The sequence below is a fragment of the Thalassospira lucentensis genome (assembly GCF_001613805.1).
GTDB classification, from domain to species: domain Bacteria; phylum Pseudomonadota; class Alphaproteobacteria; order Rhodospirillales; family Thalassospiraceae; genus Thalassospira; species Thalassospira lucentensis_A.
In genome coordinates, this window is sequence record NZ_LPVY01000020.1 from 58867 (window position 1) to 84950 (window position 26084).

25 protein-coding genes and 1 pseudogene are annotated in these 26084 nt (G+C 56.0%); 6 read left to right on the plus strand and 20 right to left on the minus strand.

The window, feature by feature from the left end; translation table 11 throughout:
• Nucleotides 1–9: 9 nt before the first annotated feature.
• On the minus strand, nt 10–2334 hold the full coding sequence (locus AUP42_RS14865; protein WP_062952384.1) for a protein-arginine deiminase family protein: 2325 nt from the start codon (nt 2332–2334) through the stop codon (nt 10–12).
• On the minus strand, nt 2335–3198 hold the full coding sequence (locus AUP42_RS14870) for a hypothetical protein (RefSeq protein WP_062952385.1): 864 nt from the start codon (nt 3196–3198) through the stop codon (nt 2335–2337).
• A gap of 313 nt (nt 3199–3511) precedes the next feature.
• Here AUP42_RS14870 and AUP42_RS14875 point away from each other — a divergent pair.
• The 3 genes and pseudogenes from AUP42_RS14875 to AUP42_RS14885 form a co-directional block, all read left to right on the plus strand.
• Nucleotides 3512–4240: pseudogene (locus AUP42_RS14875) on the plus strand (methionine ABC transporter ATP-binding protein); the annotation flags it as partial.
• 74 nt (nt 4241–4314) lie between these two features.
• Nucleotides 4315–4974: a methionine ABC transporter permease gene (locus AUP42_RS14880; RefSeq protein ID WP_062952387.1), complete on the plus strand. Its 660-nt coding sequence runs from the start codon at nt 4315–4317 to the stop codon at nt 4972–4974.
• A 69-nt stretch (nt 4975–5043) separates the two neighbouring features.
• The gene (locus AUP42_RS14885; protein WP_156484632.1) at nt 5044–5844 is read left to right on the plus strand and encodes a MetQ/NlpA family ABC transporter substrate-binding protein; all 801 of its coding nucleotides are present in this window, start codon (nt 5044–5046) and stop codon (nt 5842–5844) included.
• A gap of 97 nt (nt 5845–5941) precedes the next feature.
• Here AUP42_RS14885 and AUP42_RS14890 read toward each other — a convergent pair whose 3' ends face one another.
• The 7 genes from AUP42_RS14890 to AUP42_RS14920 all read right to left on the minus strand — a co-directional run bounded on the left by AUP42_RS14890 (nt 5942) and on the right by AUP42_RS14920 (nt 11402).
• The gene (locus AUP42_RS14890; protein WP_231858304.1) at nt 5942–6715 is read right to left on the minus strand and encodes a DUF899 domain-containing protein; all 774 of its coding nucleotides are present in this window, start codon (nt 6713–6715) and stop codon (nt 5942–5944) included.
• A gap of 81 nt (nt 6716–6796) precedes the next feature.
• Complete coding sequence (locus AUP42_RS14895) at nt 6797–7492, minus strand: GNAT family N-acetyltransferase (RefSeq protein ID WP_062952388.1); 696 nt, start codon at nt 7490–7492, stop codon at nt 6797–6799.
• A 5-nt stretch (nt 7493–7497) separates the two neighbouring features.
• A complete protein-coding gene (locus AUP42_RS14900; RefSeq protein WP_062952389.1) occupies nt 7498–9165 on the minus strand; it encodes an MFS transporter in 1668 nt (555 codons plus the stop codon).
• A gap of 139 nt (nt 9166–9304) precedes the next feature.
• Nucleotides 9305–9763: an SRPBCC family protein gene (locus tag AUP42_RS14905; protein WP_062952390.1), complete on the minus strand. Its 459-nt coding sequence runs from the start codon at nt 9761–9763 to the stop codon at nt 9305–9307.
• Between the two features lie 11 nt (nt 9764–9774).
• Complete coding sequence (locus AUP42_RS14910) at nt 9775–10143, minus strand: ArsR/SmtB family transcription factor (protein ID WP_062952391.1); 369 nt, start codon at nt 10141–10143, stop codon at nt 9775–9777.
• A 37-nt stretch (nt 10144–10180) separates the two neighbouring features.
• On the minus strand, nt 10181–10828 hold the full coding sequence (locus AUP42_RS14915; protein ID WP_062952392.1) for a LysE family translocator: 648 nt from the start codon (nt 10826–10828) through the stop codon (nt 10181–10183).
• 121 nt (nt 10829–10949) lie between these two features.
• On the minus strand, nt 10950–11402 hold the full coding sequence (locus AUP42_RS14920; RefSeq protein WP_062952393.1) for a winged helix-turn-helix transcriptional regulator: 453 nt from the start codon (nt 11400–11402) through the stop codon (nt 10950–10952).
• 113 nt (nt 11403–11515) lie between these two features.
• Here AUP42_RS14920 and AUP42_RS14925 point away from each other — a divergent pair, with 113 nt between their 5' ends.
• Nucleotides 11516–12739, plus strand: coding sequence for an MFS transporter (locus tag AUP42_RS14925; RefSeq protein ID WP_062952526.1), 1224 nt, complete (start codon nt 11516–11518; stop codon nt 12737–12739).
• Between the two features lie 54 nt (nt 12740–12793).
• On the opposite strand, the gene AUP42_RS14930 is transcribed toward AUP42_RS14925, so the two are convergent.
• The 3 genes from AUP42_RS14930 to AUP42_RS14940 all read right to left on the minus strand — a co-directional run bounded on the left by AUP42_RS14930 (nt 12794) and on the right by AUP42_RS14940 (nt 16635).
• On the minus strand, nt 12794–13207 hold the full coding sequence (locus AUP42_RS14930; RefSeq protein ID WP_062952394.1) for a DUF1801 domain-containing protein: 414 nt from the start codon (nt 13205–13207) through the stop codon (nt 12794–12796).
• Nucleotides 13208–13325: 118 nt separating this feature from the next.
• Nucleotides 13326–14606 carry a calcium-binding protein gene (locus AUP42_RS14935; protein ID WP_062952395.1) on the minus strand — a complete coding sequence of 427 codons (1281 nt, stop codon included), beginning with the start codon at nt 14604–14606 and terminating at the stop codon, nt 13326–13328.
• 118 nt (nt 14607–14724) lie between these two features.
• Entirely contained in the window at nt 14725–16635 is a 1911-nt protein-coding gene (locus AUP42_RS14940; protein WP_062952396.1) for an ABC-F family ATP-binding cassette domain-containing protein, read from the minus strand.
• Between the two features lie 376 nt (nt 16636–17011).
• On the opposite strand from AUP42_RS14940, the gene ndk reads away from it, so the two are divergent.
• On the plus strand, nt 17012–17434 hold the full coding sequence (ndk, locus tag AUP42_RS14945) for a nucleoside-diphosphate kinase (RefSeq protein ID WP_007091418.1): 423 nt from the start codon (nt 17012–17014) through the stop codon (nt 17432–17434).
• Between the two features lie 116 nt (nt 17435–17550).
• On the opposite strand, the gene AUP42_RS21225 is transcribed toward ndk, so the two are convergent.
• The 8 genes from AUP42_RS21225 to purM all read right to left on the minus strand — a co-directional run bounded on the left by AUP42_RS21225 (nt 17551) and on the right by purM (nt 24530).
• Complete coding sequence (locus tag AUP42_RS21225; protein ID WP_082824789.1) at nt 17551–17685, minus strand: aa3-type cytochrome c oxidase subunit IV; 135 nt, start codon at nt 17683–17685, stop codon at nt 17551–17553.
• A 179-nt stretch (nt 17686–17864) separates the two neighbouring features.
• On the minus strand, nt 17865–17993 hold the full coding sequence (locus AUP42_RS21230; RefSeq protein WP_082824790.1) for an aa3-type cytochrome c oxidase subunit IV: 129 nt from the start codon (nt 17991–17993) through the stop codon (nt 17865–17867).
• A gap of 104 nt (nt 17994–18097) precedes the next feature.
• Complete coding sequence (locus tag AUP42_RS14950; protein WP_062952397.1) at nt 18098–18481, minus strand: hypothetical protein; 384 nt, start codon at nt 18479–18481, stop codon at nt 18098–18100.
• Nucleotides 18482–18566: 85 nt separating this feature from the next.
• Entirely contained in the window at nt 18567–19550 is a 984-nt protein-coding gene (locus tag AUP42_RS14955; protein ID WP_197468294.1) for a formylglycine-generating enzyme family protein, read from the minus strand.
• A gap of 89 nt (nt 19551–19639) precedes the next feature.
• Complete coding sequence (locus AUP42_RS14960; RefSeq protein ID WP_062952398.1) at nt 19640–20638, minus strand: HAD family hydrolase; 999 nt, start codon at nt 20636–20638, stop codon at nt 19640–19642.
• 81 nt (nt 20639–20719) lie between these two features.
• Entirely contained in the window at nt 20720–22366 is a 1647-nt protein-coding gene (locus AUP42_RS14965; protein WP_062952399.1) for an arylsulfatase, read from the minus strand.
• Nucleotides 22367–22794: 428 nt separating this feature from the next.
• Nucleotides 22795–23469 (minus strand): phosphoribosylglycinamide formyltransferase, encoded by a 675-nt coding sequence (gene purN / locus AUP42_RS14970; protein ID WP_062952400.1) that lies wholly within the window; start codon nt 23467–23469, stop codon nt 22795–22797.
• Nucleotides 23457–24530 carry a phosphoribosylformylglycinamidine cyclo-ligase gene (gene purM / locus AUP42_RS14975; protein WP_062952401.1) on the minus strand — a complete coding sequence of 358 codons (1074 nt, stop codon included), beginning with the start codon at nt 24528–24530 and terminating at the stop codon, nt 23457–23459. Before purM ends, purN begins: the two co-directional genes overlap by 13 nt.
• A gap of 346 nt (nt 24531–24876) precedes the next feature.
• Here purM and AUP42_RS14980 point away from each other — a divergent pair, with 346 nt between their 5' ends.
• On the plus strand, nt 24877–26001 hold the full coding sequence (locus AUP42_RS14980) for a DUF2066 domain-containing protein (RefSeq protein ID WP_231858305.1): 1125 nt from the start codon (nt 24877–24879) through the stop codon (nt 25999–26001).
• Nucleotides 26002–26084 lie beyond the last annotated feature (83 nt).

Genomic DNA, 26084 nt, shown 5'->3' on the forward strand with positions numbered 1-26084 from the left:
TCCGAAGGGTCAAGCATCAACTGCCGTCCACCAATCTGTATAGCGTGGTGCGCCAAAGGCGGTCTGCCCATCATAGGGAGTGCGCAGTTCGTTGGTGCCACAATGAATTTCACCATGCGCCACATGATACTCGCTCCAGTCGTCAATGAAGACGCATGTATGCGTAACTCCGGCTGTGGCGAGCTTGGTTTTCAAATCCTGCTCAAACAGGTCATAGCCGTTTTTATCTTCGTTTGTTGCGGCAGTCATGTCATGTCCGGGGGCTTCGATCCACGGGCCAAAGGGTTTGGGCACATAGAGGCTGTTGTTGCCAACAAACATGTTGGGCATGTCTGCTGTCAGTGCGCCGGTTCGGAAACCGTTATTCTTGCCCGGAAGAACGTTGAAGCCATAGTCATCCCCCCTTACGCGCCAGCTTATCAGGTCGTTGATAAGCGTTGGGCGATATTCCCGGATTTGGTGACAGGGATAGAAAATCACAGGCACACGGATGATATCCGTATCAACAAGGTCAAAGGCATTTTTAAGCAGCCGGACATTACGTTCGATGACCTCTTCGATGCCATTCAAGTTCCAGTTCCGCAATTGCGCATAGGTGTATGCGACGTTTCCACCGGGGTTTGCCAATGGAGCATTTCCGTTACCTAATAGGTCATTGATGGTACAGGCAACGCTGGTGGCCCCAATGCGCAAGTTGGTGTAACCAAATGTGCTCGACCCCGTGTTCCACGTAGGGCGTTGCATGACCTTTGCCGCGCCATGTGCGCCCTGATTGGTTACCATCAGGTCATAGGCAGCCTTGGGGCTGGCAATCAAAAGTTTCCACTTCTTGAACGCATTTGCCCCGGCTGCATATGGCACGAACGTCAGCATTTCATCGACATGCCCAACGGACAGCCAATCGGTATCAAGCGTAATGGCTGTCTGCATGTTCTGGGCATCGAAAAAGGCCCGGCTGGTGGCATTCACACGGCTGTAAACGTTGTTGCCGTAATAGATGCGACCATAAAGATACTCGGTCGTGCCGGTATTGGTGGTTTTTTTGACCGGTGGGGTTACGCCGAGATTACCACCTGAATTGCCGTCATTGAGATGATCGTTACTGCCAGCCGCGGGATAGGTGATCCCGACATTCGCGCTAAGCAGCGTCTCATAAACCCAGTTTTGTAGTGCCCGCAGGCGGAAGGTTTTCATGAAAACCTGCTTTTCCTCGACCGTACCGTTATTTCCCGGCCATGCCGTGTAGCCTGAGACAATTGTGTCGCGCAACCATCTGTCATCACCGTTGGCAAGCGGGCTGTCGGGGTCATCTCGCCAGGTATTGATGTCCAGATAGGGTACACCAGTCGGCGTGGCATTCGCAGGGTCGGCAAGGTTGACCGTAACCCCGTCCGCAAGTGCTGCTGCACCAAGTGCTGTGCGGAAACTAGGATTTCCGGCATCAGCGACATAAAGGACTGTCGACGTTTGCAGATGATGATTACCAATCCACCGCGCCGCAACGATCCGTTCGCCATACCAGTAAGTCCGCACGGATGGTCCGGTGACTTCCGGCTGCATAACTTCAAGAACAATACGCGCATCTCCGCCAGTAAAGCGATGACCAGCAAATCTTATGGCTTCCATGCCATAGGAATTTGTCTGCCCCAGTGTCGAGGCATCGATCACTTTTTCAAAGCCGGTTTCAGGGCCGAGAATTTCTGAGCTGTTATTGGCTACGCCGTCGAAAATGCGGAAATGTTGATTGGCCGGTGCATTGCCAAAAATATTGTTCTTCAGGCTGATGCGTATTTTCCAGTTTCCCGGAATAGGCGGCGTTGCACCAACCTGGACCAGTTTGATTTGCAGATGGGCAATGTCACGGTTCCGGTCATTGTTGCCATTTACATTCTTGTCCTGATTGTCGGCAAAACCCGCGGGCAGCGTCGTACCATCACGGTTGCAGTTCACAGGAATAATGGCGCCAACGCCATTGGTGCCAAAGGTGATTGCCTGTGGTGTGATGCTGTTGAGTGATCCGGCGGCGACATCGACCGTTCCATCGCGGTTCCGATCCGTATGTAGGGTAAAATAGGCAACGGCCTGCGTAATGTCCTTGGCGATATTGTCCCCTGTCGCGCGACCTGTTTCGCGATAGGGGACAAACCCCGCACCGGAAATCTGAAGTACCCAGTCACCATCGGAAACAACAAAATTGTGATTTTGCGTTCGTGCCAGTGGGGTGAATGTGGGACTCCAGACCTGCTGACGATTATTGTTTGTCAAACTCACTCTTACGCTATCGAACGGATAGTTGCCGTCGGGCGCGCTCAGACGCAGCGAGAATTGTGCCATTTAATCCTCCTGTCCCGGGACTGTTTCTTGGGATGGGGTGTCAAGGGTGTCAGGGCTTTGTTGCTGCGCCTTGCTTGCATTTAGCAATATCGCCAGCCTGTCATCGATCGTGCCAAGAGACTTGTCCGCAATGATTTCCTGTGCCCATTGTGGGTCGCTTTTCGGATCAAAAGTTTCAGGCCCGTTAGTGAAATAGACGATGGCGTAATCGGTAATCCCGTCCGGCGTCTTTACGCCAAGCTTGATGGCCGCATCCCCGGCCGCCTTGCTGGCAATTGCCAGGCTGTCGGCGTCATATCCGGCAACCGCATCGGGGATGGTGATCGGCAGATAACCGGGCAGCGACGCGATCACATCATCAAGCGACGGTACCGGTGATGGGCTGGGGCTGGGGCCGGGGGAGGGCGTTGGCGTTGGTGTGGGTTGCGGTTTGGGACCGCAGGGCGATGTCGGCAGGGCAGAAACCGCCTGTGATTCCTGCATCATCAGTTTCGCAACCTCGTCGGCAAAGCGTTTCTCGGCCTGAAGGCGGCTGGCAGCGCTCGCATCGAATTTCTGTTTGCTCATGATGCTCAGCGTCTTGAACCGTTCGGCATCCTGTGCGCCAAATGCAGCGAGAAGATTGCCAACCTGCGGGGCGGCATCGGCAATGCGCTGCGACAATGCCTTGGCATCCTTGCCGCTGCCCGCTGCGATCAGGGTATCGCCATCGCGGGCAAGGCTCTGGTCATTGCTGATCTGCGCATTCAGGCTTTCAAGCTGCTTGGCGGTGCGAATGTCGATCTTGCTGCCGGTGATGGTGACACTGGTCGGGTATTGCGCCAGTGTTCGGGCAAGGTCGCTGATCCTGTCGGCATAGGCCATTTGTCCGGTCCCGCTTTGGTGAAGACGTCCTATGACGCGGGCAGGCGTGGTTTGTGACGGGCGGGATTAATACAAATATTCCTTGTTGATTATTTCAATCTCATGCAAGCCATGCGTAAATTGCATGCGCATCGGGATTGATGAACGGCGTTCGGTTCGCTATACATGTCATATCGAACGCGCCGATTTGCTCCTCAGCTTGCGGGCGCGATAAAAATGCGGCTAAAGCGAGAGGGCGTGCACGCTCCGACATGTACGACCGCCTCGGGAATAGCCGCGGCGGTTTTTTTATGTTCGGAAAAGGTTGGGATCCATGATCAGGCTCTCGAACGTCCAGAAGACTTACCCCGCACGGCGCGGAAGCCCGGCGCATACCGCGCTGCACGGCATCAATCTTGATATCGCAGCCGGTGAAATCGTTGGGGTTATTGGCAGGTCTGGTGCGGGAAAATCCACACTTATTCGCTGCATCAACCTGCTTGAAGTCCCGACAGCGGGCAGTGTCATTGTTGATGGCACCGATGTGACGCAACTGGCAAAACGCGATCTGCCGCTGTTTCGCCGTCAGCTTGGCATGGTGTTCCAGCATTTCAATCTGCTGTCATCGCGCACGGTTTACGACAATATCGCCCTGCCGCTTGAACTGGCCGGGGCCAGCAAGGCGGAAATTGCCGCGGCGGTTGATCCGTTGCTGCCGCTTGTCGGGCTTGAAGACAAACGTGATCGTTATCCCGCCGAACTTTCCGGTGGTCAGAAACAGCGCGTTGGCATTGCGCGCGCGCTGTCAAGCAATCCCAAGGTCGTTCTGTGTGACGAGGTCACATCCGCCCTTGATCCGGAAACCACCCGCCAGATTCTCAGCCTGCTGCGTGACATCAACAAACGCCTTGGCCTGACCATGGTGGTGATCACTCATGAAATGGCCGTGGTCAAACAGCTTTGTGACCGGGTGGCGGTGATGGATGGCGGCGTGATTGTCGAGGAAGGCAAGGTTGACGCGATTTTCGCCAATCCGACCCACGCCACGACGCAATCGCTTCTGGCCGATGAATTCCTTGATTACCCGGCGCGGCCGAATGCGGCTGCGAACGCGAATACCGGGCAGGAGGTTTAATCATGTTTGCAACACTTGCACCGATCCTGCTTCAGGCAACGCTTGAAACCTTTTCGATGGTGATTTCGGCCCTTGTGCTGGGCACGACATTCGGCTTGCCGATCGGGGTGATCCTGGCGACATCCGGGCGCGGCGAACTGTTCGAAGCCCCGCTGTTCCAGAAAATCATTGGTCCGATCGTCAATGCGACCCGGTCCGTCCCCTTCATCATTCTGGCCGTGGCGATCATTCCGTTCACCCGTCTGGTGGCGGGGACCTCCATCGGTACGGCAGCGGCGATTGTGCCCCTGACGGTGGCGGCCATTCCGTTCATCGCACGCATCATCGAAGGCGCTATCCGCGAGGTTGATGGCGGCCTTGTCGAAGCCGCCCAGGCCATGGGTGCACGCCCGTTCCAGGTGGTGACCAAGGTGCTGCTGCCCGAAGCCCTTCCCGGCATCATTCACGGCCTGACCTTAACCGCGGTAACCCTGATCGGTTATTCGGCGATGGTTGGCGCGGTCGGTGCTGGCGGGCTTGGCGATCTTGGCATTCGTTACGGTTATCAGCGTTTCCGCCCCGATGTGATGGCGGCGGTTGTCATCACCCTGATTGTGGTGGTGCAGATGGTGCAAAGCCTGGGTGACTGGCTGGCGCGCAAGGCTGATAAACGCAATATCTGATCACTGTTTTTTGTTTCTTCATCTTCTTTGAATTCCCGCAAAACACCACAGTAAACAAGGAGTTTTACCATGCGGTTTCTGCTTAAACTGACGGCTGCTGCCGTTCTGGCCGCCGCCCTGACCGGTCAGGCGCTGGCGAACGAGAAAATCAAGATCGGCGTCACCCCGGGTGCGCACGAAGAAGTCATGGAACAGGTCGTCAAGGTCGCGGCCAAAAAGGGCCTTGATATCGAAATCATCAGCTTCTCGGATTATGTCATTCCGAACCAGGCGCTTGATGATGGCGACCTGCAGGCCAACAGCTTCCAGCACAAGCCTTACCTTGATAACCAGATCAAGGATCGCGGTTATGACCTTTCGGTTGTCGGCTATAACATCCTGACCCCGATGGGCATCTATTCCGACAAGATCAAGGATCTGAGCGAGCTTAAAGATGGTGCCGAAGTCGGCATTCCGAACGATCCGACCAATGGCGGTCGTGCGCTTCTGGTGCTGCAGTCCGAAGGCCTGATCAAGGTTGATCCGGCTGCCGGTCTTTCGGTCAGCCCGCTTGATGTCATCGAAAACCCGAAAAACATCAAATTCGTCGAACTTGATGCGGCCCAGCTTCCGCGCTCGCTTGCCGATCTGGATGCCTCGGCGATCAACACCAACTACGCACTCGAAGCCGGTCTGAACCCGATCAAGGATTCAATCGCGATCGAAGGCAATGACAGCCCGTATGCCAACGTGATCGTCACCCGCACCCAGGACAAAGACGCTCCATGGGTCAAAACGCTGGTTGAGTCCTATCACGATGATTCGATCCGCGAATTCATCGAAACCAAGTATGAAGGTTCGGTCTTGCCAGTTTTCAAAATTTCTGAATAATCGCAGCGATTATTCAAAACAAGTAAAGCCCGCGCTCGGATCAGAGCGCGGGCTTTTTTGTGCGGACATATACCGATTGTCTTTCGGCTAATCCCTGCTAATGACAGCAGGAATGCACCGGTTTGTAATCCTCGTACTGATCATGCAGCTTGACCCAGTCCATGACCCCGTCCTCGTTACGGCCAAAGGGTGTCATGTCGAGGAAGGCGTGCGCCCCGATCAGGGCATCACCGGCACGGGCATAACTTGAATAGGTGTGGAAAATCTCGCCGGTTTCGGGATCGCGGACAAAGACGCTTTCGCCGTGAAGGTCTTCCATCTTGCCAGTATAGGGCGCGTAATTATAGGTCGCCTTGCCTGCCTTGACATCATCGGGGCGGAAGGACGCATCGAAATCGTAATTGAAGTCCGAACCCGCCGAGGAAACCCACGTGAAGTCCCAGCCCATGCGCTTTTTGAAATCCTGAAATTCCGCAAGCGGCGCCCGGGAAGCAGCAACCAGCGTCACGTCATGGTGTTTGAGATGCAGGTTGGCACCGTCAAAATGGTCGGCTAGGAACGAACAGCCCACACAGCCCTCTTTCCAGCCCGGTCCAAACATGAAGTGATAGACGATTAACTGATTGCGGCCGTCAAACAGATCGGCCAGCGATTTTTCACCGTCCGGCGTGTCAAAGACATACTCCTTGTCGACCCGCACCCATGGCAGGGTCCGGCGTTCCTCGCACAGGCGGTCATAGGCGCGCATATGTGCCTTTTCCCGTTCCAGATGCGCCTTGCGGGCATCAAGCCATTCCGCGCGAGAGACGATTTCGGGGCGTTTCATCATATCCTCCTTGTTGATCGGATGGCGGCGCTGATCAGAAGGCATGCAAAGACAGTCGTGCCGGGGAAGGTCGGTGGGCAATTCAAACTTGTGTCGGGACCGGTCGGGTTTCTGGCCGGTCCCGGCTTACATTCCCTTGCAGGCGTGTTTTTGCATCTCAGCGGCAGTGCCGGTTTTAAGATTGCAGTTGGCATAGACAAAATTGTCGCTACCGGCATCGGTGCGGCGTGACGCATCGGGTCTGCCGTGGTCCCAAATCGTGCGTTTAAGTGACCAGTCGACCTTTGCGGTGCCGCATTCTGTAGTCCATTCGGGGGAATTTTCCGACCCGTGGCGTTCCGCCACGACTTCGGCCCCGAACCAGTCAGCCAGACGGGCAATCCGTTTATTGTCGCTTGCCGTAACGCCCATGATCGACGCAAGATCAAGCTCGCGGAAACCAAAGGCGATCATCATCGTGCTGGCCTCTATGGCGGCGCGGTAACGCCCCCAATGGCTCGGTGACAGCTCGATCCCGAAAATTGCGCTATCTCCCGGCAGGTCCTTGCCACGCAGGCCGACACATCCCAGAAGATCGCCGGACGATTTATCAAAAATCCCGACCTGGAAATTGCGCCGCGGGCGTTCTTCCTGCCATGCCAGGAACCGATCAAACAGCGCACTGCTGCTCGCACGGGTGCGGTCATTATCCGCGGTGCCGTAAAGGGCGCGATACCGTTCATCCATCTGATAGGCGACAAAGGCCGCCCGGTCCGACGGCGCGAAATCGCGCAGGATGAAACGTTTGCTTTCAAGTCTTGGGGGGAGTTCCGGACTTCGCATTGTGACTACTCCACAGTTCCGGCGGCGCAGGCTGCCTGTTTCAGGGCCGGGTCAAGCGCAGCATCGCTTTTTGCGCCTTCCGCCCCATCATCGTTATTTGTGTCACAACGGGCATCGCGCAACGCGATCAGGGTGCCAATGGCCGACAAAACCATCAAAATTGTGCAAATAATCGAAATAACCTGTAAGCCATCCGTAAAGGCGGCGCGTGCAAGTGGCAGAATGTCAGATGATATTGACGCCGGAAGATCGGAAAGTGCATTGACGGCTCCGCCCAATGTGCTGCGGATGGCATCCGCGGCCTCATCCCCGACGCCCGCTGGCACCGCTTTGACCATCACATCGCGATAGATCGCGGTACCGACACTGCCCAATATGGCAATGCCAAGCGCGCCGCCAAGTTCTGCACTGGTTTCCGACATCGCGGCTGCCGATCCGGCCCGATCCGAAGGTGCAGATGCGACAACCATATCCGTACAGATCATCGCAACCGGCGTAATCCCAAGCGAGAAGATCGTCGCACCCGCGACAAGGACATAAAGGCTGACAACACTGCCCGGCCAGGACAGCATGCCAAAGCCGATTGCCGTCAGGATCAGGGCACCGGTCATGACCTGCCCGGGTTTGAAGCGCCCCATCAGAACGGGCGCCCCCATCGAGCCGACAATTCCGGCGACGGTGGCGGGCAGCATCGAAAGTCCGGCCTGAATGGGGGTAAGCCCGATGACCAGTTGCAAGGCTTGCGACAGGAACAGGAAATAGGCCATCCCGGCAAAGATCACTGCGGTCTGGATCACAATCGGCAAAGAGATGGTTTTCTGTTTAAGCAGATCAAGATCAAGCAGCGGATCGGCAAGCTTGCGCTGCCGGCGGATGAAAATCCATGCACCAAGCAGGCCAAACACGAGTGCGGCAAACGCATCACTGCCAAAGCCATAGGCGGCAATGACCTTGACCCCGTAAATGATCGCCAGAACCGAGCCAAGCGACAGGGCAGCACTGAACAGGTCAAGCCGGCCAAAGCTCTCTGCCTTGTGTTCGGGCAGAAGGATCGGGGCGACAATCAGTAAAAGCACCATCACCGGCACATTGAGCAGGAAAACAGCCCCCCACCAGAAATAGCTGAGAACAAGCCCGCCCAGAAGCGGCCCGGCGGCGGTGCCGACCATAAAGGTCGTCATCCATGCGGCAATGGCAAAGGAACGTTCCTTGTCATTGTGGAACATGGATCGGATCAGCGACAGGGTAGAGGGCATCAATGTTGCCCCGGCAATACCCAGCACGCCACGGGCAAAGATCAGCATTTCCGGCGTATCGGAAAAGGCCGCCAGCACGGACGCCGCGCCAAAGCAGCCACCGCCGATCATCAACAGCTTGCGCCGTCCGATCCGGTCGCCAAGGGTGCCCATGGTGATCAGCGATCCGGCAATGAAAAAGCCATAGATATCGACAATCCAGAGCAACTGGTCGCTTGTCGGATTAAGGCTTGCGGTCAGATGCGGCACGGCAAGGTGCAGAACCGTCATATCCATCGCGATCAGAAGGCAGGGCAGGGCCAGAACCAGAAGGCCAATCCATTCGCGGCGGGTGGCCTTGTTATCGATGGCCGGTGACTTGGCGGGTGACGTGGCGGGTGACGCAAGGGGGGCATCGGGACGTGTCGGGGCGCTCATGTCTCGTGTTTCCTGTATTTCTTGTGGTGGCGCAGGCCGCGATAAATTGGGGCATCGCGGTGTTTATTCTGCGGTATTCATTCGGGGCGATGTTGCGACCTTAACCGTGGTTGAGGTCAAGACGGAAATCGGGGCAAAATCATTCCGAAGTGCAACAGACTTCCAGCTTGTCGAGCGCGCTGCTCCATCCTTCCTGATGGCCATCACGCGCACGCTCGTCAAAGAACTGCGTGTGATGGAGGATCAGAATGGTGGCCGCCCCGTGATCCTCGGCCATAAAGGTCAGGGTCACGTGCGATTTGCGTTCGGGCATGGTGATCCATTGCCAACTGAATGATAGCTTTGCATCGGGTTCCACCGCGTCATAGGTGCCGCTGACATCGTGGATTTCACCCTCGGGGCCTGATTCCTTGAACCGGATGCGAAAGGTGCCGCCGGTCCGGGCGTCGATTGTGGCATCAATCATTTCGCATCCCGCAGGTCCCCACCATCTGGCGAGTTTTTCGGGTTCAATCCATGCGGCGTAAACCTTTGCCGGTGGGGCGACAATCCGGCGCCGGATCGTCAGGCTCGGTTTTTGACTTATCGTTTCAGACATACGTCTTTTCCCTAGTCCGTTATTTCGTCTTTTCCCCGTTCGGGGATGGTGTCTTCTTCTTCAAGGAACGCGGCAAGCTGATCGAGTTTATGCGACCAGAAACGCTGATAGCGGGCCAGCCATTCCATGGCGTGCTCCATCGGTTCGGCATTCAGGCGCACATTGACCGTACGTCCGGTTTTTTGCCGCGCAATCAGCCCGGCATCGGACAGAACATCCAGATGTTTCATCACCGCAGGCAATGAAACGTGAAACGGTCGCGCCAGTTCACTGACCGACAGGTTTTCTTCCGTCTCCAGCCGCGCCAGAAGCGCACGGCGGGTTGGATCGGCAAGGGCGGCAAAGATGTCGTTCAGTTCGGCTTCTTGATACTTAACCATGAGGTTAAGTATTGATCAGGCCACACCGCCCTGTCAATCAAAAGTTGATCCCGGTTGTCGCCATGCCCTGCCACGCGGTCAGAAGGGCAACACCAATAAACAGCAAACCCGCCGTCCGCCCGATGAAAATCGTTGCCACAGGATTGCCAGTAATCAGGTTGCGGCTGGTCCCGGCCGCAAGGGCCAGCGCGCCATAAACCGCAAGCTGTACGGCGGCCGTCATGATCCCCATGACAAGCGCCTGCGACCAAAGCGGCCCGTAATGCGGGCGGATGAATTGCGGATAGACCGCGAAAATGAACAGATATGCCTTGGGATTGAGCATGCAGGTGATCATGCCTTGACGAAACGCGATCCAAAGCGACGCATCCTTGGCCGCCCGGATGCGATCAACCGTGATGGCGCTGCGCAACAGCGTGATGCCGATCCAGACCATATAGGCCGCCCCGGCAAACAGCATGACATTCAAAAGCCAGGGCGCAATGGCCAGAAGGGCGCTGATGCCGATGGCACCCAGCAACGTGTGATACACCCCGCCCAGCATGATCCCGGCGGTGGCCGATAACCCGGCACGTTTGCCGCCAGTCAGGGAATTGGCAATAACGAAAAACATATCCATGCCGGGCACAATGATAATGCCCGACAGCAGAACAAAGAACAGCCAGAGATTTTCAGCATATGTCATGGGGCGCTCGTAATTTATCCGCCGAACGGCTTGATCGGCAGGGATAAACTAGCAGGGCGCTCCTGACAGGCTCATGTCAGGAAGGTGGAGAGTGCGGCAGGTTGTACCCGAATTCTTTTTATCAGTTGTCATTGGCTTCTTTGACGCGCGTGTTGCTCCAGTCCAGAGAGCGACCGTTCTTCGCTCGTAATTCCAGTCGGGGGACCGGAGAGCCTGTTTCGGTCTCGACCAGTGAAGATCGTGCCTCGCCCTTGCGATAGAGATAGTCCTCTCCCCATTGGCGCAGTGCGACAATGACAAGAAACAGATTGCTCCCTTTTTCTGTCAGGACATATTCGCGATAGGCCGAACCGTCCGACGCGGGGGCAGTTTCCAGAATGCCCCGTTCGGTCAGCACGCGGAGACGTGTTGCCAGCATGCCTTTGGCAATGCCGAGGCCGGTCTGAAATTCGGTGTAGCGTCGGGTGCCGTTGAAGGCATCGCGGATGATCAGGAGCGACCACCAGTCTCCAATGACGTCAAGTGCTCTTGCAACCGGACAAACAGCATTGTAGAGGCTAACTCGCTTCACCATCGTTCTTCCAATTTGTCGTTAAGCCTGGTTCTAAAATAGAACTAGAAATGCAAAAATACAAATGGTCTTATTATGAAACCAGATTGCGTTTCATAAACTGGATCATTTTCGACATGCATCAAGAATACAAACCTCAGGCAGAGCGCCAGACGGCTTGCGGATTGCCAAAGATCACGGCGCTGATTTTTGCAGTTGCTGCCGGACTGAGCGTCGCGAATATCTATTTCGCTCAGCCGTTACTCGATTCTATCGCACAGGACTTTGGCATTTCGCCCGCCGTGATTGGTCTGGTGATAACGCTTACACAGATTGGTTACGGCATCGGGCTGATTTTTATTGTTCCGCTTGGTGATATCGTTGATCGTCGTCGTCTGATCGTTGGTCAGGGTATTCTGTCGGCGGTGGCGCTGGTATTTGTCGCAACAGCCAGAACGGAAGCGGTTCTGTTTACCGGTATGGCGGCAATAGGATTGCTGGCGGTTGTGGTTCAGGTGCTGGTTGCCTTTGCTGCGACGATGGCGACGCCCACCGAGAGGGGCAAGGCGGTCGGCATGGTGACGAGCGGGGTGGTGACGGGTATCCTTGGTGCCCGTTTCATCGCCGGGTTGCTTGCCGATTGGGGCGGTTGGCGAGCTGTTTATATGGCTTCGGCTGTGCTCACGCTCGTCATGGTCGGCGCGCTAATGCGCGTCCTGCCACGGCAGGTTTCGCCAAGCAGTGGCGACAGTTATCTTGCCACTCTCAAGTCCGTTCCCAGCTTGTTTTTACGGGATCAGATATTACTTGTTCGTGGCATTTTCGCCCTGCTGATCTTTGCAGCGTTCAGTACCTTCTGGACAGCGCTCGTATTGCCGTTAAGTGCACCGCCGTTCTCTTATTCCCATACCCAGATCGGTCTTATTGGTCTTGTCGGAATGGCAGGGGCTTTTGCCGCTACTGGTGCGGGGCGATTTGTTGATCGTGGTTTTGGACAATGGACTACTGGATTCTCGCTTATACTTCTTCTGTTATCCTGGGGCCTTATTGCGCTTTTGCCGCTCTCGATCACGGCATTACTCATCGGGGTCGTTCTGCTTGATGTCGCGGTACAGGCGGTCCATGTCACCAATCAAAGTATAATATTTGATTTGTATCCGGCTGCACGTAGCCGTCTTGTCGGTGGCTATATGGTGTTCTATTCCACTGGCAGTGCGGGTGGTGCGATTGCTTCGACCGCTATATATGCATCTGCCGGGTGGTCTGGTGTTTCGATGCTGGGCGCAGCATTCAGCGCAAGTGCGTTGCTGGTCTGGGTCTTCACGCGCGGACGACTTTCGAAAGCGAGGCCAAATCCATAGCCCTTCTTGCCGCGGATGTTGATAAGGCATTTTTCCGGCGGAGAGGCTGTTCTATTACAGCTTTTTCCCCGGTAACCCGCTGGCCTGCGTGATCCAGTCGGCGAGTTGGGCTTCGTCGAGCTGATCATCCTCGTGGATATTGAGGTAGCGGATGCCTTCGACCTTGGAGGTAACCGGCGGCACCGGGGTCAGGGACGTGCCCTGCATGAAGGTAATCTGGACGTATTTTTTGTAGCAATACATCGCCAGAAACCAGCCGTCTTCCTTGCCATAAAGCGGCGTATTCCATTTGACGGCCTTGCGGACAGTGGGAAAGACCTGCTCGATAAGGGCATCGATGCGCCGCCCGATCGCGCTTTTCCAGTCAGGCATTGCGGCGATATAGGCCTGCACCGGTTCGTTGCCGTCACCCTTGGGGATTTGCGGGTTGGTGCTTGAAAGCAGCTTTGGCGCGCTGGCATTGCTCATGGGGGCGGACGTTTATTTCAGGTTGTTGTGGTGTGGTGGATTTATACATTCTGGCGATAGTGGCGTAAAGGGACGACGGCGGTTTTCAAATATCCGCCGCCGTCTTTTGCTCAACGCCTCAGACCTCGGCGAACATGACATTGTCCGGGGTCAGGTCGGCCTTTGCCGTGTCCTCGACAATCACGCCAAAGGTCCATGGATCGCCATTGCTGAAATCGATGTAAAGATCGCCGCCGTCGGTTTCAGTGGCGTGATCCAGCAGGCTGTCGAAATCGGTGATGCCGGACCTTGCCTGAAGATCCGCGGTGAGAAGCAGGGTATCGCCATCATTGCCGCTTTCGAAATCAACCACCCGATCCCGGCTGGAGGCTTCGGCGTCGAAGACGAAAGTATCGTTGCCGACATTGCCCTGAAGCCAGTCATTGCCGCCACCACCCGAAAGGATGTTGTCGGAGAAAACTTCATGGGCTATGGGGCCGGCATCAAGCGTGTCATGGCCGTCGCCGCCATAAAGCGAGACATCATACCATTCGCCGGTGAGCGTATCATTTCCGGCTTCGCCATGGATGTTTTCGCCAACAATGAAATCGTCGCCATCGCGGCCATAGATGGTATCGCCGCCCTTGTTACCGATCAGGCGGTTATCGTTATCATCGCCGATGATCAGGTCGCTTTGATTGCTGCCATCGACATTTTCGATACTGACGAAATGATCGCCGGTGCGCCCCGATCCGGTTTCAAGATTGATCACCGGTTGCGGACCATATTCACCATAGGGCGCATCATTGCCCCAACCGGCGATGTAGCTGATGGTGTCAGACCCTTCGCCGCCGATGAAAATGCTTGTCTGTTCCTCAGAAAAAGCAGAGCCATATGCGGCATAGAAAGTGTCATCGCCGCCGCCGCCATTCATCACATCGCCGTCGCCAGCACCAGTTTGGAAAAAGGCGTTGTTGCCGTCATCGCCGATCAGAATGTCGCCATAGCGTGAATCACGGATGTCTTCGATATTGAAATAGCGGTCGCCATCCGCATCGCCGCCCACACCAATGCCAGTGGCAAGATTGACGATGACGCCTTCCTTGGCCGAGTCATTTGAATAGGAAAATCGAATTTCATCGCGGCCGGAGCCGCCATCAATGACATCTGCCCCCGGACCGCCATCAAGTTTGTCATTGCCCGACCCGCCAAGCAGCGTGTCGTCACCGATACTTGCACGAAAATGATCATGACCGGCACCGCCATCAAGCGTATCGTCCCCCGGTCCGATCTCATAGAAGCGGTCATTGCCGCCAAGCCCGCGGATATAATCACTGCCCGCGCGCCCAAAAATATGATCGTCCTGCTCTGTTCCGACAAGCACATCTGCGCCGTCGGTCCCATAGATGAGTTCAACCATGGTCCGTCTCCCGCATTGTTTGCTTTGCCCTTGGGAAAAGCTGCGGGGAGAATTCGGCGACTTGATGGCAGCGGGGCGGGATTGACGTCAAAACAGGGGAGACGCCAGAAGGCGGCGGCTACGCCACCTTCTGTTCGTATTCTTCCTGCTTTTCCATCCAGCGGGTTTCGATCTCGGCCAGTTCGTTTTCGATCTTGCCGAGGTCTTTTTGCAAGGTGGTCAGTTTGGTGGCGTTATCGGGCTCGTAAAGCGCCGGGTCGGCCATTTCTTCCTTGATTTTGTCGCGGCGCGCGCTCAGCTTTTCCATCTGCTTTTCAAGATTTTCGATCTCGCGCTTGATGGGGGCTGCGGCCTTGCGCTTTTCGGCGGCCTGTTGACGGAGCGCCTTGCGGTTGCCTTTGTCCTCTGGCCGTGCCGGTTCGCCGTTTTCGTTGGCCTCTGCCTTGTCCGCGCGGCGTTCATCACGCGCCCGGTTCAGCAGATACTGGCGATATTCGGCGACGTCGCCGTCAAAGGCATTGACCGTACCATCGGCCACCAGAATCAGTCGATCGGCACAGGCTTCGATCAGATAGGGATCGTGGCTGATGATGATCACCGCACCTTCATAGGCGTTAAGCGCATGGTTCAGCGCATCGCGGCTGTCGATATCAAGGTGGTTGGTCGGTTCGTCAAGGATCAGCATATGCGGCGCATCAAGCGTCATCAGCGCAAACAGCAGGCGCGCCTTTTCCCCACCCGAAAGGTCCTTGACCTTGGTGTCGCCTTTCTGGCCCTCAAACGCAAAGCGTCCAAGCTGGGCGCGGACCTTGTGTTCGATCACATCGGGCATCAGGGATGCCATATGCTGATAGGGTGTTTCATCGGGGCGCAGTTCATCGGTCTGGTGCTGTGCGAAGTAACCGATGCGCAGTTTGTTTGATGAATGTTTTTCGCCCGCCATCAGTTCAAGCCGATTGGCAAGCAGCTTGGCCAGTGTCGATTTACCGTTACCGTTCGCCCCCAGAAGCGCGATGCGGTCATCCATATCGATGCGCAGGCTGATATTGCGCAAGACCGGTTTGCCTTCGGCATAGCCCACATCGCCGCCATGAATATTGATCAGGGGCGGGGGCAGTTCCTTGGGGCTCGGGAAGTCGAACGAAATGCCGCGATCTTCGACCACCGGAATGGCCGGACCCATTTTTTCCAGCATCTTGATACGGCTTTGCGCCTGCTTGGCCTTGCTGGCCTTGGCGCGGAAGCGGTCGATGAAGGATTGCAGATGCTTTTGCTGGGCGATCTGTTTTTCGTAATGCTTTGACGCCAGTTCAAGCTGTTCGCGGCGTGTCTTGGCAAATTTGTCGTAATTGCCGCCATACATCGTGACCTTGCCATCGGTCAGATGGGCAATATGTTTGACAACGCGGTTCAGAAGATCGCGGTCGTGACTGATCAGGATGATCGTGCCGGGATAATTGATCAGATAGTTTTCAAGCCAGATGGTGGCTTCAAGATCAAGGTGGTTGGTCGGCTCGTCGAGCAGCAGCAGATCAGGCCGCAGGAACAGGGTCGCCGCCAGGGCGACACGCATGCGCCAGCCACCGGAAAAATCATCACACGGGCGTTGCTGGGCTTCGGCATCAAAGCCAAGACCTGACAGGATGGATGCCGCGCGCGCCTCGGCGGTGTGGGCATCGATATCGGCAAGGCGGGTATAGATATCGCCAATCCGGTTCGGGTCGGTGACGGTTTCGGCTTCGTGCAGAAGGGCGGCGCGTTCCGTATCGGCGGCCAGAACCGTATCAAGCAGGGATCGCGAACCGGCGGGGGCTTCCTGCGATACAACGCCCATGCGGGTGCGGTTTGAAATCGATACATCGCCACCATCGGATGCGATTTCGCCCGAAATCAGTTTCAGAAGCGTGGATTTGCCGGCCCCGTTGCGTCCGATCAGGCCCAGTTTGTGCCCGTCGGGCACGGTCAGGGTCACGTGATCAAGGATCATACGGCCGCCAATGCGGTAGGTCAGATCGGTAATTTGCAGCATTTCGGGTCCGCGTTCGGGAATCGTTTGAAAATCTGTGCTTTCAATAGGGCAGGGACGGCCGTGACGCAAGGATTCTTGAAACTGTCATGAGTGGTCGATCACAGGAGGAACGGGGTAATATCGAAGCATCGCGTGGCGGCAAGGGGCGCAGTTTCACGGGATTTGGCGGCTTTCGGGGTGTGTTCAACCGTTGATGCAAGGGGTGCAGGTCTGAATTGCGCGGGCAGAACTATGTGTTGCGTTGCGATCCAAGGGCGTTTATATAGCGCCAACCTTAGGGTCTGCGGATGATAAGGAAGCCTTGTCGTCGGCTTTTTTATCTTCCGCAGTCCCTTCTTGGGGGTAACGAATTTTTACAAGTAGCTAGGTGAAACCAATGGCTATCGAACGCACTCTTTCGATCATCAAGCCGGACGCAACGCGCCGCAACCTGACTGGCAAAATCAATGCCGTCATCGAAGACGCAGGCCTTCGCATCGTCGCGCAGAAGCGTGTCGCTCTGACCCGTGCACAGGCTGAAGGCTTCTACGCTGTTCACAAAGAACGTTCGTTCTTTGGTGAACTGGTAGACTTCATGGTTTCCGGCCCGGTCGTCGTCCAGGCTCTGGAAGGCGAAAACGCCGTTGCCAAATACCGCGAAGTAATGGGTGCGACCAACCCGGCCAATGCCGAGGAAGGCACCATTCGCAAACAGTTTGCAGAATCCATCGAAGCGAACTCGGTCCATGGTTCGGACTCGCTTGAAAATGCTGCAATCGAAATTTCCTATTTCTTCGCCCAGACCGACATCGTCGGTTAAGGCTGTCGCTTCCGACATCGTCGGCTAAGCGATCAGAGATACGGTTTCCGGTTCGCCGGATAAGGAACGCCCCGCTAGATGCGGGGCGTTTTTTTATGCCTGAAATATGCCGATGATCAGATCAGGAATGCCGCCAACAGGACCAGAAGGACGACAATCGAAATAATGTTCCAGATGATGAACTTGATAAAACCGTGCCAGCCATTTTCGTGGACCTGGACCAGTTCGGCATCATAGTCGCTTCCTTGCATCGTTTCCTCCCTGACTTGTTACAGGTGTGGCGTAACCCTTTGCGGGAAACACCAAAAGCATCGTAACACATTTCAGGGGTGAATTTGGATGGTGAAAATAACGCATAAGGTTTGTTCGTGGCCAAGAAAAAAGCTGCCGGTTTCGGCAGCTTTGCATTTTTGTTCCGCGATCAGGCCGATCAGAGCAGGAAAATCGCCATCACGATCAGCAGACCGATCACTGAAAGGGTGCCCCACTTCATAAAGACGGTAAAGCCGTTATAGATATCAACGTGGGTCTTGGTCAGTTCGTAGTCGTTACCCTGCAAATTAGCCTCCTGCGTTTGGAATTACTCCAGTGTATAGACGTGAAGTTGTTGCAGCGCAAGACGCAGATTAACCGGCAATATCATCCATTTGGCTAATTATCGGCTTATTGTGGGGCGGGTGTTTTTGGCCCGCCCGGACAGCCATAGGGAAGGAACGTTCCCGAAAGGCCGCCGCTCATGACGCGCAGCGAAACCGCGTTGGCATATTGAAGCTGCGTTTCGGTTTTCGGGCAGGCATAGGCGCGGCCCCGGCATCCGCCCGAGATATAGTCTTCTTCGGCTTTGATAAAGTCGGCCCCGATATCCTCGCGCGGGATCGATTTCAGAACCTCGGCGCGGATATCGGTATACATCGCACATTTCGTTTCGCGCCAGTTTGCCGGTGCAGGCGGGGCCTCGTTCGCAAGAAGCGGGGCGGGAATGGCAATCACTGCCAGAACAAGGGCCACGATAGGCACCAGGGCAGGGTCAAGGACGGCAATCCGCATTTTCGTCTGTCTTTGTTGTTGTGGTCGGGCGCGCCATTGGCGCAGCAGATTGCGGAGGCATTATGGCTGTGGGTGCAATATCGGGTTACGGGCTGACATCTTTGACAATTCTGAAACCGACGTGATTGGTCGCAAGGCTGGTTTCGGCCTGCTGGCGGGCGGCAGGACGGTATCGCAGGCAATAGGACGGGGCGCAAAGCCACGACCCACCCTTTACCACATGCATCGGGCCAACAGAAGGATCGGCAAAGGTGGCGGCAATCGCCTTGGGCGGACCCTGCGGGTTGTCTTGCGTTCCGGCGGGGTGGAACGGTACCCACCAGTCAGACACATGTTCCCAGACATTGCCCGCCATATCAAAAAGACCATAGGCATTGGGGGCGAATGATCCGACCGGGGCGGTCCCGTGATAGCCATCATCCTTGGTATCGGTACTCGGAAATTCACCCTGCCAGGTGTTGGCTTTCCAGCCTTGCGACGGATCGTATCCTTCGCCCCAGGTATATTCGTTGCCATCCAAACCGCCGCGCGCGGCAAATTCCCATTCCGCTTCGGTCGGAAGGCGACCACCGGCCCATTTGGCATAGGCCGCCGCGTCTTCGGGGGATATCTGAACCACGGGATGGTTTTCCATGCCGTCAATCGTGCTTTCGGGGCCAAGCGGATGCCGCCAGTTTGCCCCGGCCACGTAACGCCACCATTTGCGAAAATCGCGGCTGTCGACCGGGTTTGGCGGCTGGGCAAAGACCATGGAGCCGGCCTTTAGCAGATAGGCGGGCACACCCGGATATTTTTGCGGATCAAGGTCGTTCTCGGCGGTGGTGACGTAATTTGTTTCGGCGACAAATTCGGCGAATTCGGCGTTTGTCACCTCGGTCTTTTTGATTTGGAACGCGCCGACCGTTACCTGATGGGCGGCGCGTTCTTCCTGATAATGGCGATCCGATCCCATCCTGAAGGTGCCACCGTCAAGGCGCACAAAACTGTCGTCCTTGCCGAAAAACCAGATGGCTGCCGCACCCAGTATGCACACAGCAGCCAGCGCAGAACCTGCATAGAGTCTATTCAACGGGTATGCTCCCAACGGATATGCTTTCGGACCGGCATTTCTGGCCGTTTCCGATGATTGCGGGGCGGACGGGGTTTCCCTGTCGCAGCTTACTGGCCGGGATAGACCTGTTTCCAGTCGTTTTTCATGCTGACGATTGTCCAGCCCAGTCCGGGCCCCTCGTCCAGAGCCTTGTCGAGTTTGCCAAATACCGATTTGCGATCATAGGCAACTTCGCGGTCGCCATCATCATGATGGACAATAAGGCCAAACCGTTTTCCGTCCCCGGACGTCGCCCATTGCAGCATCTGGAAATCGCCGTCCGAATTGCCAAAGGCGGCAATCGGGCGTTTGCCGATATGGCCCAGAATGCCAATAGGCTTGCCTTCCTTGTCATCGACAAAGTCGACGGCTGCCAGACGGTTTATGACCGGTTTACCGTCGACAACCTTGTATTCGGTTTTGATCGAGGAACCGACGACCCGTTCCGTCGGAATGCCGTAAACCTTTTCCGTCCAGGGGCGCATGAACTCGATACCGCCGCCCGAAACGATGAAGACCCTGAAATCGTTGCTATGAAGATAATCAACCAGTTCAAGCATCGGCTGATAGACCATATCGGTATAAAGTCTGCCGGTTTTGGGGTGCTTTGCAGTCGCGATCCAGTCGGTTGCGATTTTCGTGAATTCATCGCTGGTCATCCCGGCATGGGTGACGGCAACCAGTTCGACCACGCCCTTTTCACCGGTTGCGGCAAGCCCCTTCAGGTCCCCGGCAAGGACCGATTTATAGGGCTCCTTGTCCTTCCATTCGGGGTGATCGGGCGCCATCTGTTTGATGCGATCAAGCGCAAAGGCAAGCTGCACATACATGGGCTGCTCGCTCCAGAGCGTGCCGTCATTGTCAAACGTTGCAATCCGGTCGGTTGGGGCGACGTAGTCCGGGCCACCCTCGGTGGTTACGGCCGTCACGAAATCAACAATTGCCTGCTTTGGTGCGCCCTCATTCCACGAAGGAAGCGGATCGGATTGTGCCATCGCACCGGTAACGGACATGCAGGCGGTGACGAGGCAGACCCCGAGCACATGAAAGACTGACTTGAACCACATGGGATAAGCCCTTTCAGGAACAATTTTTCACGGAGACGTCCGCCCCGCTTTGCAACGGGGCGGACATTCGGGTTTGCGGGATCAGTTTCCGCTTGGCAGGCCGATATTGAAGCCTTCGTTCTTCAGGGCATCGCGTACATAGCTGAAGCGTTGATACTGGCTAAGCGTGATCGGGCCGGTATAGACTTCGCTTTGTGCCTTGCGCGGCGGGTACTTGATATAGGTTTTCATCAAATCCGCGACTTCCTGGTTGATCACCGGAAGATACCAGGTGCGTTCGGTGTAGTTGTTCATGAAGATGTCGTAGCGTTCCTGCGGATCTTGCAGGATGTCAAAGATCTGCGGAACCGCAGCGACATAGCTTTCCGGGCCTTTCCAGCCGAGGTTTGAATCAACGGCCAGCCCACCAGTGGCGGCACCGTTATCACCCCGCAGGTTGAAGACGGCCTTATAGTGACCGACACGGGCGGCACCCGGGGTCAGTTCGTTTTCGGTGAAATAGAACCATGCTTCACGTTCCGACTCACCGCTACCTTCCCAGACCGGGGTCATATCGTAACTGTCAAAGATGATCGGCTCGCCTTCCCGGTCTTCTTTCGGCAGTTCGATACCGGCGACGGATGCAAAGGTTGCCATCAGATCAAGGCCGCCGACAACCGCCGCACTTTTGGTGTCAGGCTCGACATGGCCGGGCCAGCGAACAATCGCCGGGACGCGGTTGCCGCCTTCACGAACGGTACCTTTGGTGCCACGGAACGGCGTATAACCCGCATCCGGGTAAACGTCCTGCCATGCGCCGTTATCGGTGGTCCAGAAGACGATGGTGTTGTCTTTCAGTCCCAGCTCGTCGAGCTTGTTGACGATGTTGCCGATGCGCGTGTCAAGTTCAACAACGGAATCCGCATATTTGGATTTCGAAATCGATTTATGTTCGAAATCGGGATGCGGCATGTTGGGTTGATGCAGCTTCATGAAGTTGACATTGATGAAGAAAGGCGTGTCGGGTTTCTTTGCCGCTTCTTCAAGGAACTCGACAGTGGCTTTTTCAACATAGCCGTCAAAATAGGGAATACCGACGACACCTTTGTCCGGGGTGTCGACATACTGGCCGTTGATTTTGAAATCTTCGGTCGGTTTTTCACCGGCCTTGCCGGAAAGTGATCCCTTGGTGACATCAATGAACATCTGGCGAAGGTCATCGGGCATGTCGGGGAACCAGGTCGGATCGGCATAGGTATAGGCATTGAGGTGGTACAGGCCGACATATTTCATCACGTCATAGCCCTGGGCATTGGGAAGGGCGTAATCCTCTTCACCCAGATGCCACTTGCCGGTGAAATAGGTATCATAGCCACCGGTTTTCAGAACCGAGGCAAGAGTCCATTCGGCTGCCGGAAGGCCGCCGCCCTGTCCCTGAAAGGCCACCGTCGTCATGCCCGAACGGTTCGGAATGCGGCCGGTCTGCATGGCTGCACGGCCCGGTGTGCAGCTTGGCTGGGCATAGAAGGATGTGAACATCATGCCTTCTTCGGCCAGTTTGTCGATATTGGGGGTCGGCATACCGCGGGCCTCGCCGCCCAGATACGGACCGGTATCGCCATAACCGGTGTCGTCCGAAACAATGAACAGGATATTCGGCTTTTGCGCATTTTGTGCGAATGCCAAGCCCGGCAAGGCAGCGCAGGCAAGTCCTGCGGCCATCAGGCCCGCTATGATTTTCGGTTGCATAGCTGTATAGCTCCCTTCAGTCCGTTAAAACGGGTGGCGGCAAAGCCTCCCTGTGCTCGTGCTCCCATTGGGAGACTTAAGGTTTCCACCTGCATTGTTCGGAAACTGTTGCCCTGATGGCGGGATTGCAGCTTCAGGAGTTCCTGGCAGTTCGATTTGCTCTTGCTGATTAAGCCGGAGCGGTTCGGCAGCATCCGACAAGGTGACGTTTCTGATACGCTTGAGAGTTATAATTAGTGAAAACCCATAATTGATTATTGGGTCGCCACAATAGCTTGGCAAGATGTAAACGATAATTTGTAGTCGATCGTTTTGTTACAGCCGATACGGGCATTTCTGCTGAAGGTGTCGACATCCGCCCAAAGAAAAAGGGGTGAACTTTCGTTCACCCCTTAAAACCATTTGCGGATCGCCCGCCACGGGCGCAGTCAGTTCGGTTCAGGCACCGGATTGATCTGCGCGAAATCGGGGGCGGAGGCATCCGCAACCGTCACAATCCCGGCATCATCGGTCGAAACCCGGCCTTCGGCGATCCAGCGGATCACCTGCGGATAGATGCGGTGTTCCTGTTTAAGGATGCGCTGTGCGAGCGTACCCGCATCATCACCGGGCAGGACCGGCACCACGGCCTGCGCAATGATCGGGCCGGAATCAACCTCGGGTACCACATAATGCACCGTGCAGCCGGAATATTTTACCCCGGCATCAAGCGCAGCCTGATGGACATGCAGGCCCTTGAAGCTCGGCAGAAGGGACGGGTGAATATTGATCAGGCGACCCTTCCAGCGGGTCACAAAGCTCTCGCTGACCAGACGCAGGTAACCTGCCAGAACCACCAGATCGGCACCGGATTCTTCAATCAGGCTGCTGACCGTGCTGTCATAGGTCTCGCGACCACCTTCAAAGCCCTTGTGCGAAATGGCTTCGGCCCGGATACCGGCACGGCGCGCACGTTCAAGCCCACCGGCATCAGGCTGGTTGGAAAACACCAGAACGATTTCGGCTGGATAATCGGACGCTTTGCAGGCATCAATGATCGCCTGAAGATTCGACCCGCCGCCCGAAACCAGAACGGCAAGCTTCAGCGGCGTTACTTTTCCCATGCAGCGGCCATGTTCTTGATGATGACCTGCGGGCCATCACCGGCACGCGGGCCGATCACACCGATCTGGCTGACGGTTTCGCCGTTTTCACGCAGCAATGCTTCGGCCTCATTGGCCTTATCGGCCGGAACCACAACGCACATGCCAATGCCGCAGTTAAAGGTACGCGCCATTTCAACCGACGGAATGCCGCCCTGTTTGGACAGCCATTTGAAAATCGGAAGGAATTCCCAAGTGCTGGCGTCAAACACCGCCGTCAGGTTTTCCGGCAAAACACGCGGGACGTTTTCGGTCAGACCACCGCCGGTAATATGCGCCAGCGCCTTGACCAGACCGGCCTTATGCGCCGCAAGGCAGCTTTTGACATAGATTTTGGTCGGTTCAAGCAGCGCCTCGCCAACATTTTTGCCCGGTGCAAACGGGGCATCGTCGGCGTAATCAAGCCCGGCAAGTTCAACAACCTTGCGCACCAGCGAATAACCGTTGGAATGAACACCGCTTGATGCCAGACCAAGGATCACGTCGCCCTCGGCAACGTTGGAACCGTCCAGCAACTCGCCACGTTCCGCCGCACCGACCGCAAAACCGGCCAGATCATATTCACCGTCCGCATACATGCCCGGCATTTCGGCGGTTTCCCCACCGATCAACGCGCATCCTGCCTGTTTGCAGCCCTCGGCAATGCCGGCAACAACATCGGTTGCCTTTTCAACGGCAAGTTTGCCGGTGGCAAAGTAATCAAGGAACAGAAGCGGTTCTGCGCCCTGAACCACAAGGTCATTGACGCTCATGGCGACAAGGTCGATGCCGACGGTATCGTGTTTGTCAGCCAGAAAGGCGACTTTAAGCTTGGTGCCAACACCGTCGGTGCAGGAAACCAGAACCGGATCATTGTAACCGGCAGCTTTCAGGTCGAACAAAGCGCCGAATCCCCCCAAACCACCGGTAACGCCGGTTCTGCTGGTTGCTTTGGCCAGCGGTTTGATTGCATCGACAAGGGCATTGCCAGCATCGATATCGACACCGGAGTCCTTATAGGTAAGGCCGTTGGAGGCGGTCATTGGGTGATCCTCGGCTTAAGCGCATGGATAAAACAAAGCGGGAAACCCCGCGTTTTTCATCAGTACGCCCTGACTTCAAATTGTCATTCGCGCGATGTTCCGGGGCCGGATGAACCTGATACCCGGGAAATACCGCCATAGTGACGCCTTTAATCAGATCGATAACCACAGAAAAAGCGTCATACTGATAAAAAACGCGGGCTTGATAATTTCCGCTGGGCCGAAAATACTCAAACGCGGGCAATATGCAATGCTCAGGTGCGCATGGGAGAGTTTTCTTTCCAGAATGCTTCACTCGTGCCACAAAGAGCATCAAACCATCGAAAAAATGGGCAAAGAGGCAAACGTGCTTACAAGACTCAAAAAATTCAGGCTGTTGGCGGGGATCGCCGGACTTTCGGCGTCCTTATCCTTTCCGGTATTTGCACAGGATATCTTTTCGGTATCGGGCGTGCATGTTGACGAAAGCGCAGAAACCGCCGCAGCCGCACGTGATCAGGCCCTTGCCATCGGGCAGCGCAAGGCCTTCGAAGAGGTTGTCGCGCGCCTGACATTGCCCGAAGACCGCGCGGGAATTGGCAGCCCCAGCCAGGCCGATATCAATAACATGGTGCGCGATTTCGGGGTGTCGAACGAGAAAACATCTTCGGTGCGCTATATCGCGGACATGACGGTGCGGTTCAAGGAAACCGAACTGCGCAACTATCTGCGTTTCCGCGATATCCCGTTTGCCGAATTGCAATCCAAGCCGGTGATCGTTGTGCCGGTCTATCATTCGGGCGGTTATACCAGCCTGTGGGATGATCCAAACCCGTGGCGCGATATCTGGAGCCGCAATTTCGCATCGGGTGGTCTGGTGCCGGTCAAGGCACCGATTGGCGATTTGCAGGATATCGGCACCGTTTCGGCCGAGCAGGCGGAAAATGGTGCGGTGGAACGCCTTAACGAACTTGCGCGGCGCTATGGTGCGAATGTTGCCGTTGTCGCCAGTGCCTCGGTTAGCGGTGAAACCGGATCGGAAACCGTTGACGTGACCGCGACGCGCTATGACACGGGCGGCGCGCCGCAGGTATTTGGCGTGACCGAAACAACCCAGTCGGGCGAAAGCCTGAACGACACGCTGATACGTGCCGCCAAGGGCGTACAGGATCAGCTTTCTGCCGGGTGGAAACGTGCCAACCTGATCAATTACGGCACCGGTGGGCAGTTGATGGTGTTCATCCCGATCACCGGGCTTGATGACTGGGCCCGGATCGAGGACCGCATTGTCGGACTGCCCGTCGTTCGTGCCAGCCGGGTTGTGGCGATGTCGCGCCGCGAAGTGCAGATTTCGGTGGACTATGTCGGTTCGATCGATCAGTTCCGGACCGCATTGGCACAGCAGAATTTAAGCCTGAGCCAGATGGGCGAACTTTGGTTTATCCAGCCAGCCGGTTCGGATCGTTTGCAAAGCCTGTCGATCGGCGGATAATTCCGCCGGTCTTTTTATCATGCAGGATGTACCGCAGATATCTGAGGGGGCGGGCATCATCAAGGCAGCATGACAGCGAAACA

What these genes read in the sequence shown, in the direction of transcription:
- AUP42_RS14915 (WP_062952392.1), bottom strand. Translation starts at nt 10,828, where the DNA reads ATGACATATGCTGAAAATCTCTGGCTGTTCTTTGTTCTGCTGTCGGGC.
- AUP42_RS14965 (WP_062952399.1), bottom strand. Translation starts at nt 22,366, where the DNA reads ATGCAACCGAAAATCATAGCGGGCCTGATGGCCGCAGGACTTGCCTGC.
- AUP42_RS14895 (WP_062952388.1), bottom strand. Translation starts at nt 7,492, where the DNA reads ATGCGAAGTCCGGAACTCCCCCCAAGACTTGAAAGCAAACGTTTCATC.
- AUP42_RS14925 (WP_062952526.1), top strand. Translation starts at nt 11,516, where the DNA reads ATGCATCAAGAATACAAACCTCAGGCAGAGCGCCAGACGGCTTGCGGA.
- AUP42_RS14960 (WP_062952398.1), bottom strand. Translation starts at nt 20,638, where the DNA reads ATGTGGTTCAAGTCAGTCTTTCATGTGCTCGGGGTCTGCCTCGTCACC.
- AUP42_RS14870 (WP_062952385.1), bottom strand. Translation starts at nt 3,198, where the DNA reads ATGGCCTATGCCGACAGGATCAGCGACCTTGCCCGAACACTGGCGCAA.
- purM (WP_062952401.1), bottom strand. Translation starts at nt 24,530, where the DNA reads ATGACCGCCTCCAACGGCCTTACCTATAAGGACTCCGGTGTCGATATC.
- AUP42_RS14920 (WP_062952393.1), bottom strand. Translation starts at nt 11,402, where the DNA reads ATGGTGAAGCGAGTTAGCCTCTACAATGCTGTTTGTCCGGTTGCAAGA.
- AUP42_RS14885 (WP_156484632.1), top strand. Translation starts at nt 5,044, where the DNA reads ATGCGGTTTCTGCTTAAACTGACGGCTGCTGCCGTTCTGGCCGCCGCC.
- AUP42_RS14910 (WP_062952391.1), bottom strand. Translation starts at nt 10,143, where the DNA reads ATGGTTAAGTATCAAGAAGCCGAACTGAACGACATCTTTGCCGCCCTT.
- AUP42_RS14865 (WP_062952384.1), bottom strand. Translation starts at nt 2,334, where the DNA reads ATGGCACAATTCTCGCTGCGTCTGAGCGCGCCCGACGGCAACTATCCG.
- AUP42_RS14900 (WP_062952389.1), bottom strand. Translation starts at nt 9,165, where the DNA reads ATGAGCGCCCCGACACGTCCCGATGCCCCCCTTGCGTCACCCGCCACG.
- AUP42_RS14940 (WP_062952396.1), bottom strand. Translation starts at nt 16,635, where the DNA reads ATGCTGCAAATTACCGATCTGACCTACCGCATTGGCGGCCGTATGATC.
- AUP42_RS14905 (WP_062952390.1), bottom strand. Translation starts at nt 9,763, where the DNA reads ATGTCTGAAACGATAAGTCAAAAACCGAGCCTGACGATCCGGCGCCGG.
- AUP42_RS21225 (WP_082824789.1), bottom strand. Translation starts at nt 17,685, where the DNA reads ATGCAAGGAAGCGACTATGATGCCGAACTGGTCCAGGTCCACGAAAAT.
- AUP42_RS14935 (WP_062952395.1), bottom strand. Translation starts at nt 14,606, where the DNA reads ATGGTTGAACTCATCTATGGGACCGACGGCGCAGATGTGCTTGTCGGA.
- AUP42_RS14890 (WP_231858304.1), bottom strand. Translation starts at nt 6,715, where the DNA reads ATGCCTTCTGATCAGCGCCGCCATCCGATCAACAAGGAGGATATGATG.
- AUP42_RS14930 (WP_062952394.1), bottom strand. Translation starts at nt 13,207, where the DNA reads ATGAGCAATGCCAGCGCGCCAAAGCTGCTTTCAAGCACCAACCCGCAA.
- purN (WP_062952400.1), bottom strand. Translation starts at nt 23,469, where the DNA reads ATGGGAAAAGTAACGCCGCTGAAGCTTGCCGTTCTGGTTTCGGGCGGC.
- AUP42_RS14880 (WP_062952387.1), top strand. Translation starts at nt 4,315, where the DNA reads ATGTTTGCAACACTTGCACCGATCCTGCTTCAGGCAACGCTTGAAACC.
- ndk (WP_007091418.1), top strand. Translation starts at nt 17,012, where the DNA reads ATGGCTATCGAACGCACTCTTTCGATCATCAAGCCGGACGCAACGCGC.
- AUP42_RS14950 (WP_062952397.1), bottom strand. Translation starts at nt 18,481, where the DNA reads ATGCGGATTGCCGTCCTTGACCCTGCCCTGGTGCCTATCGTGGCCCTT.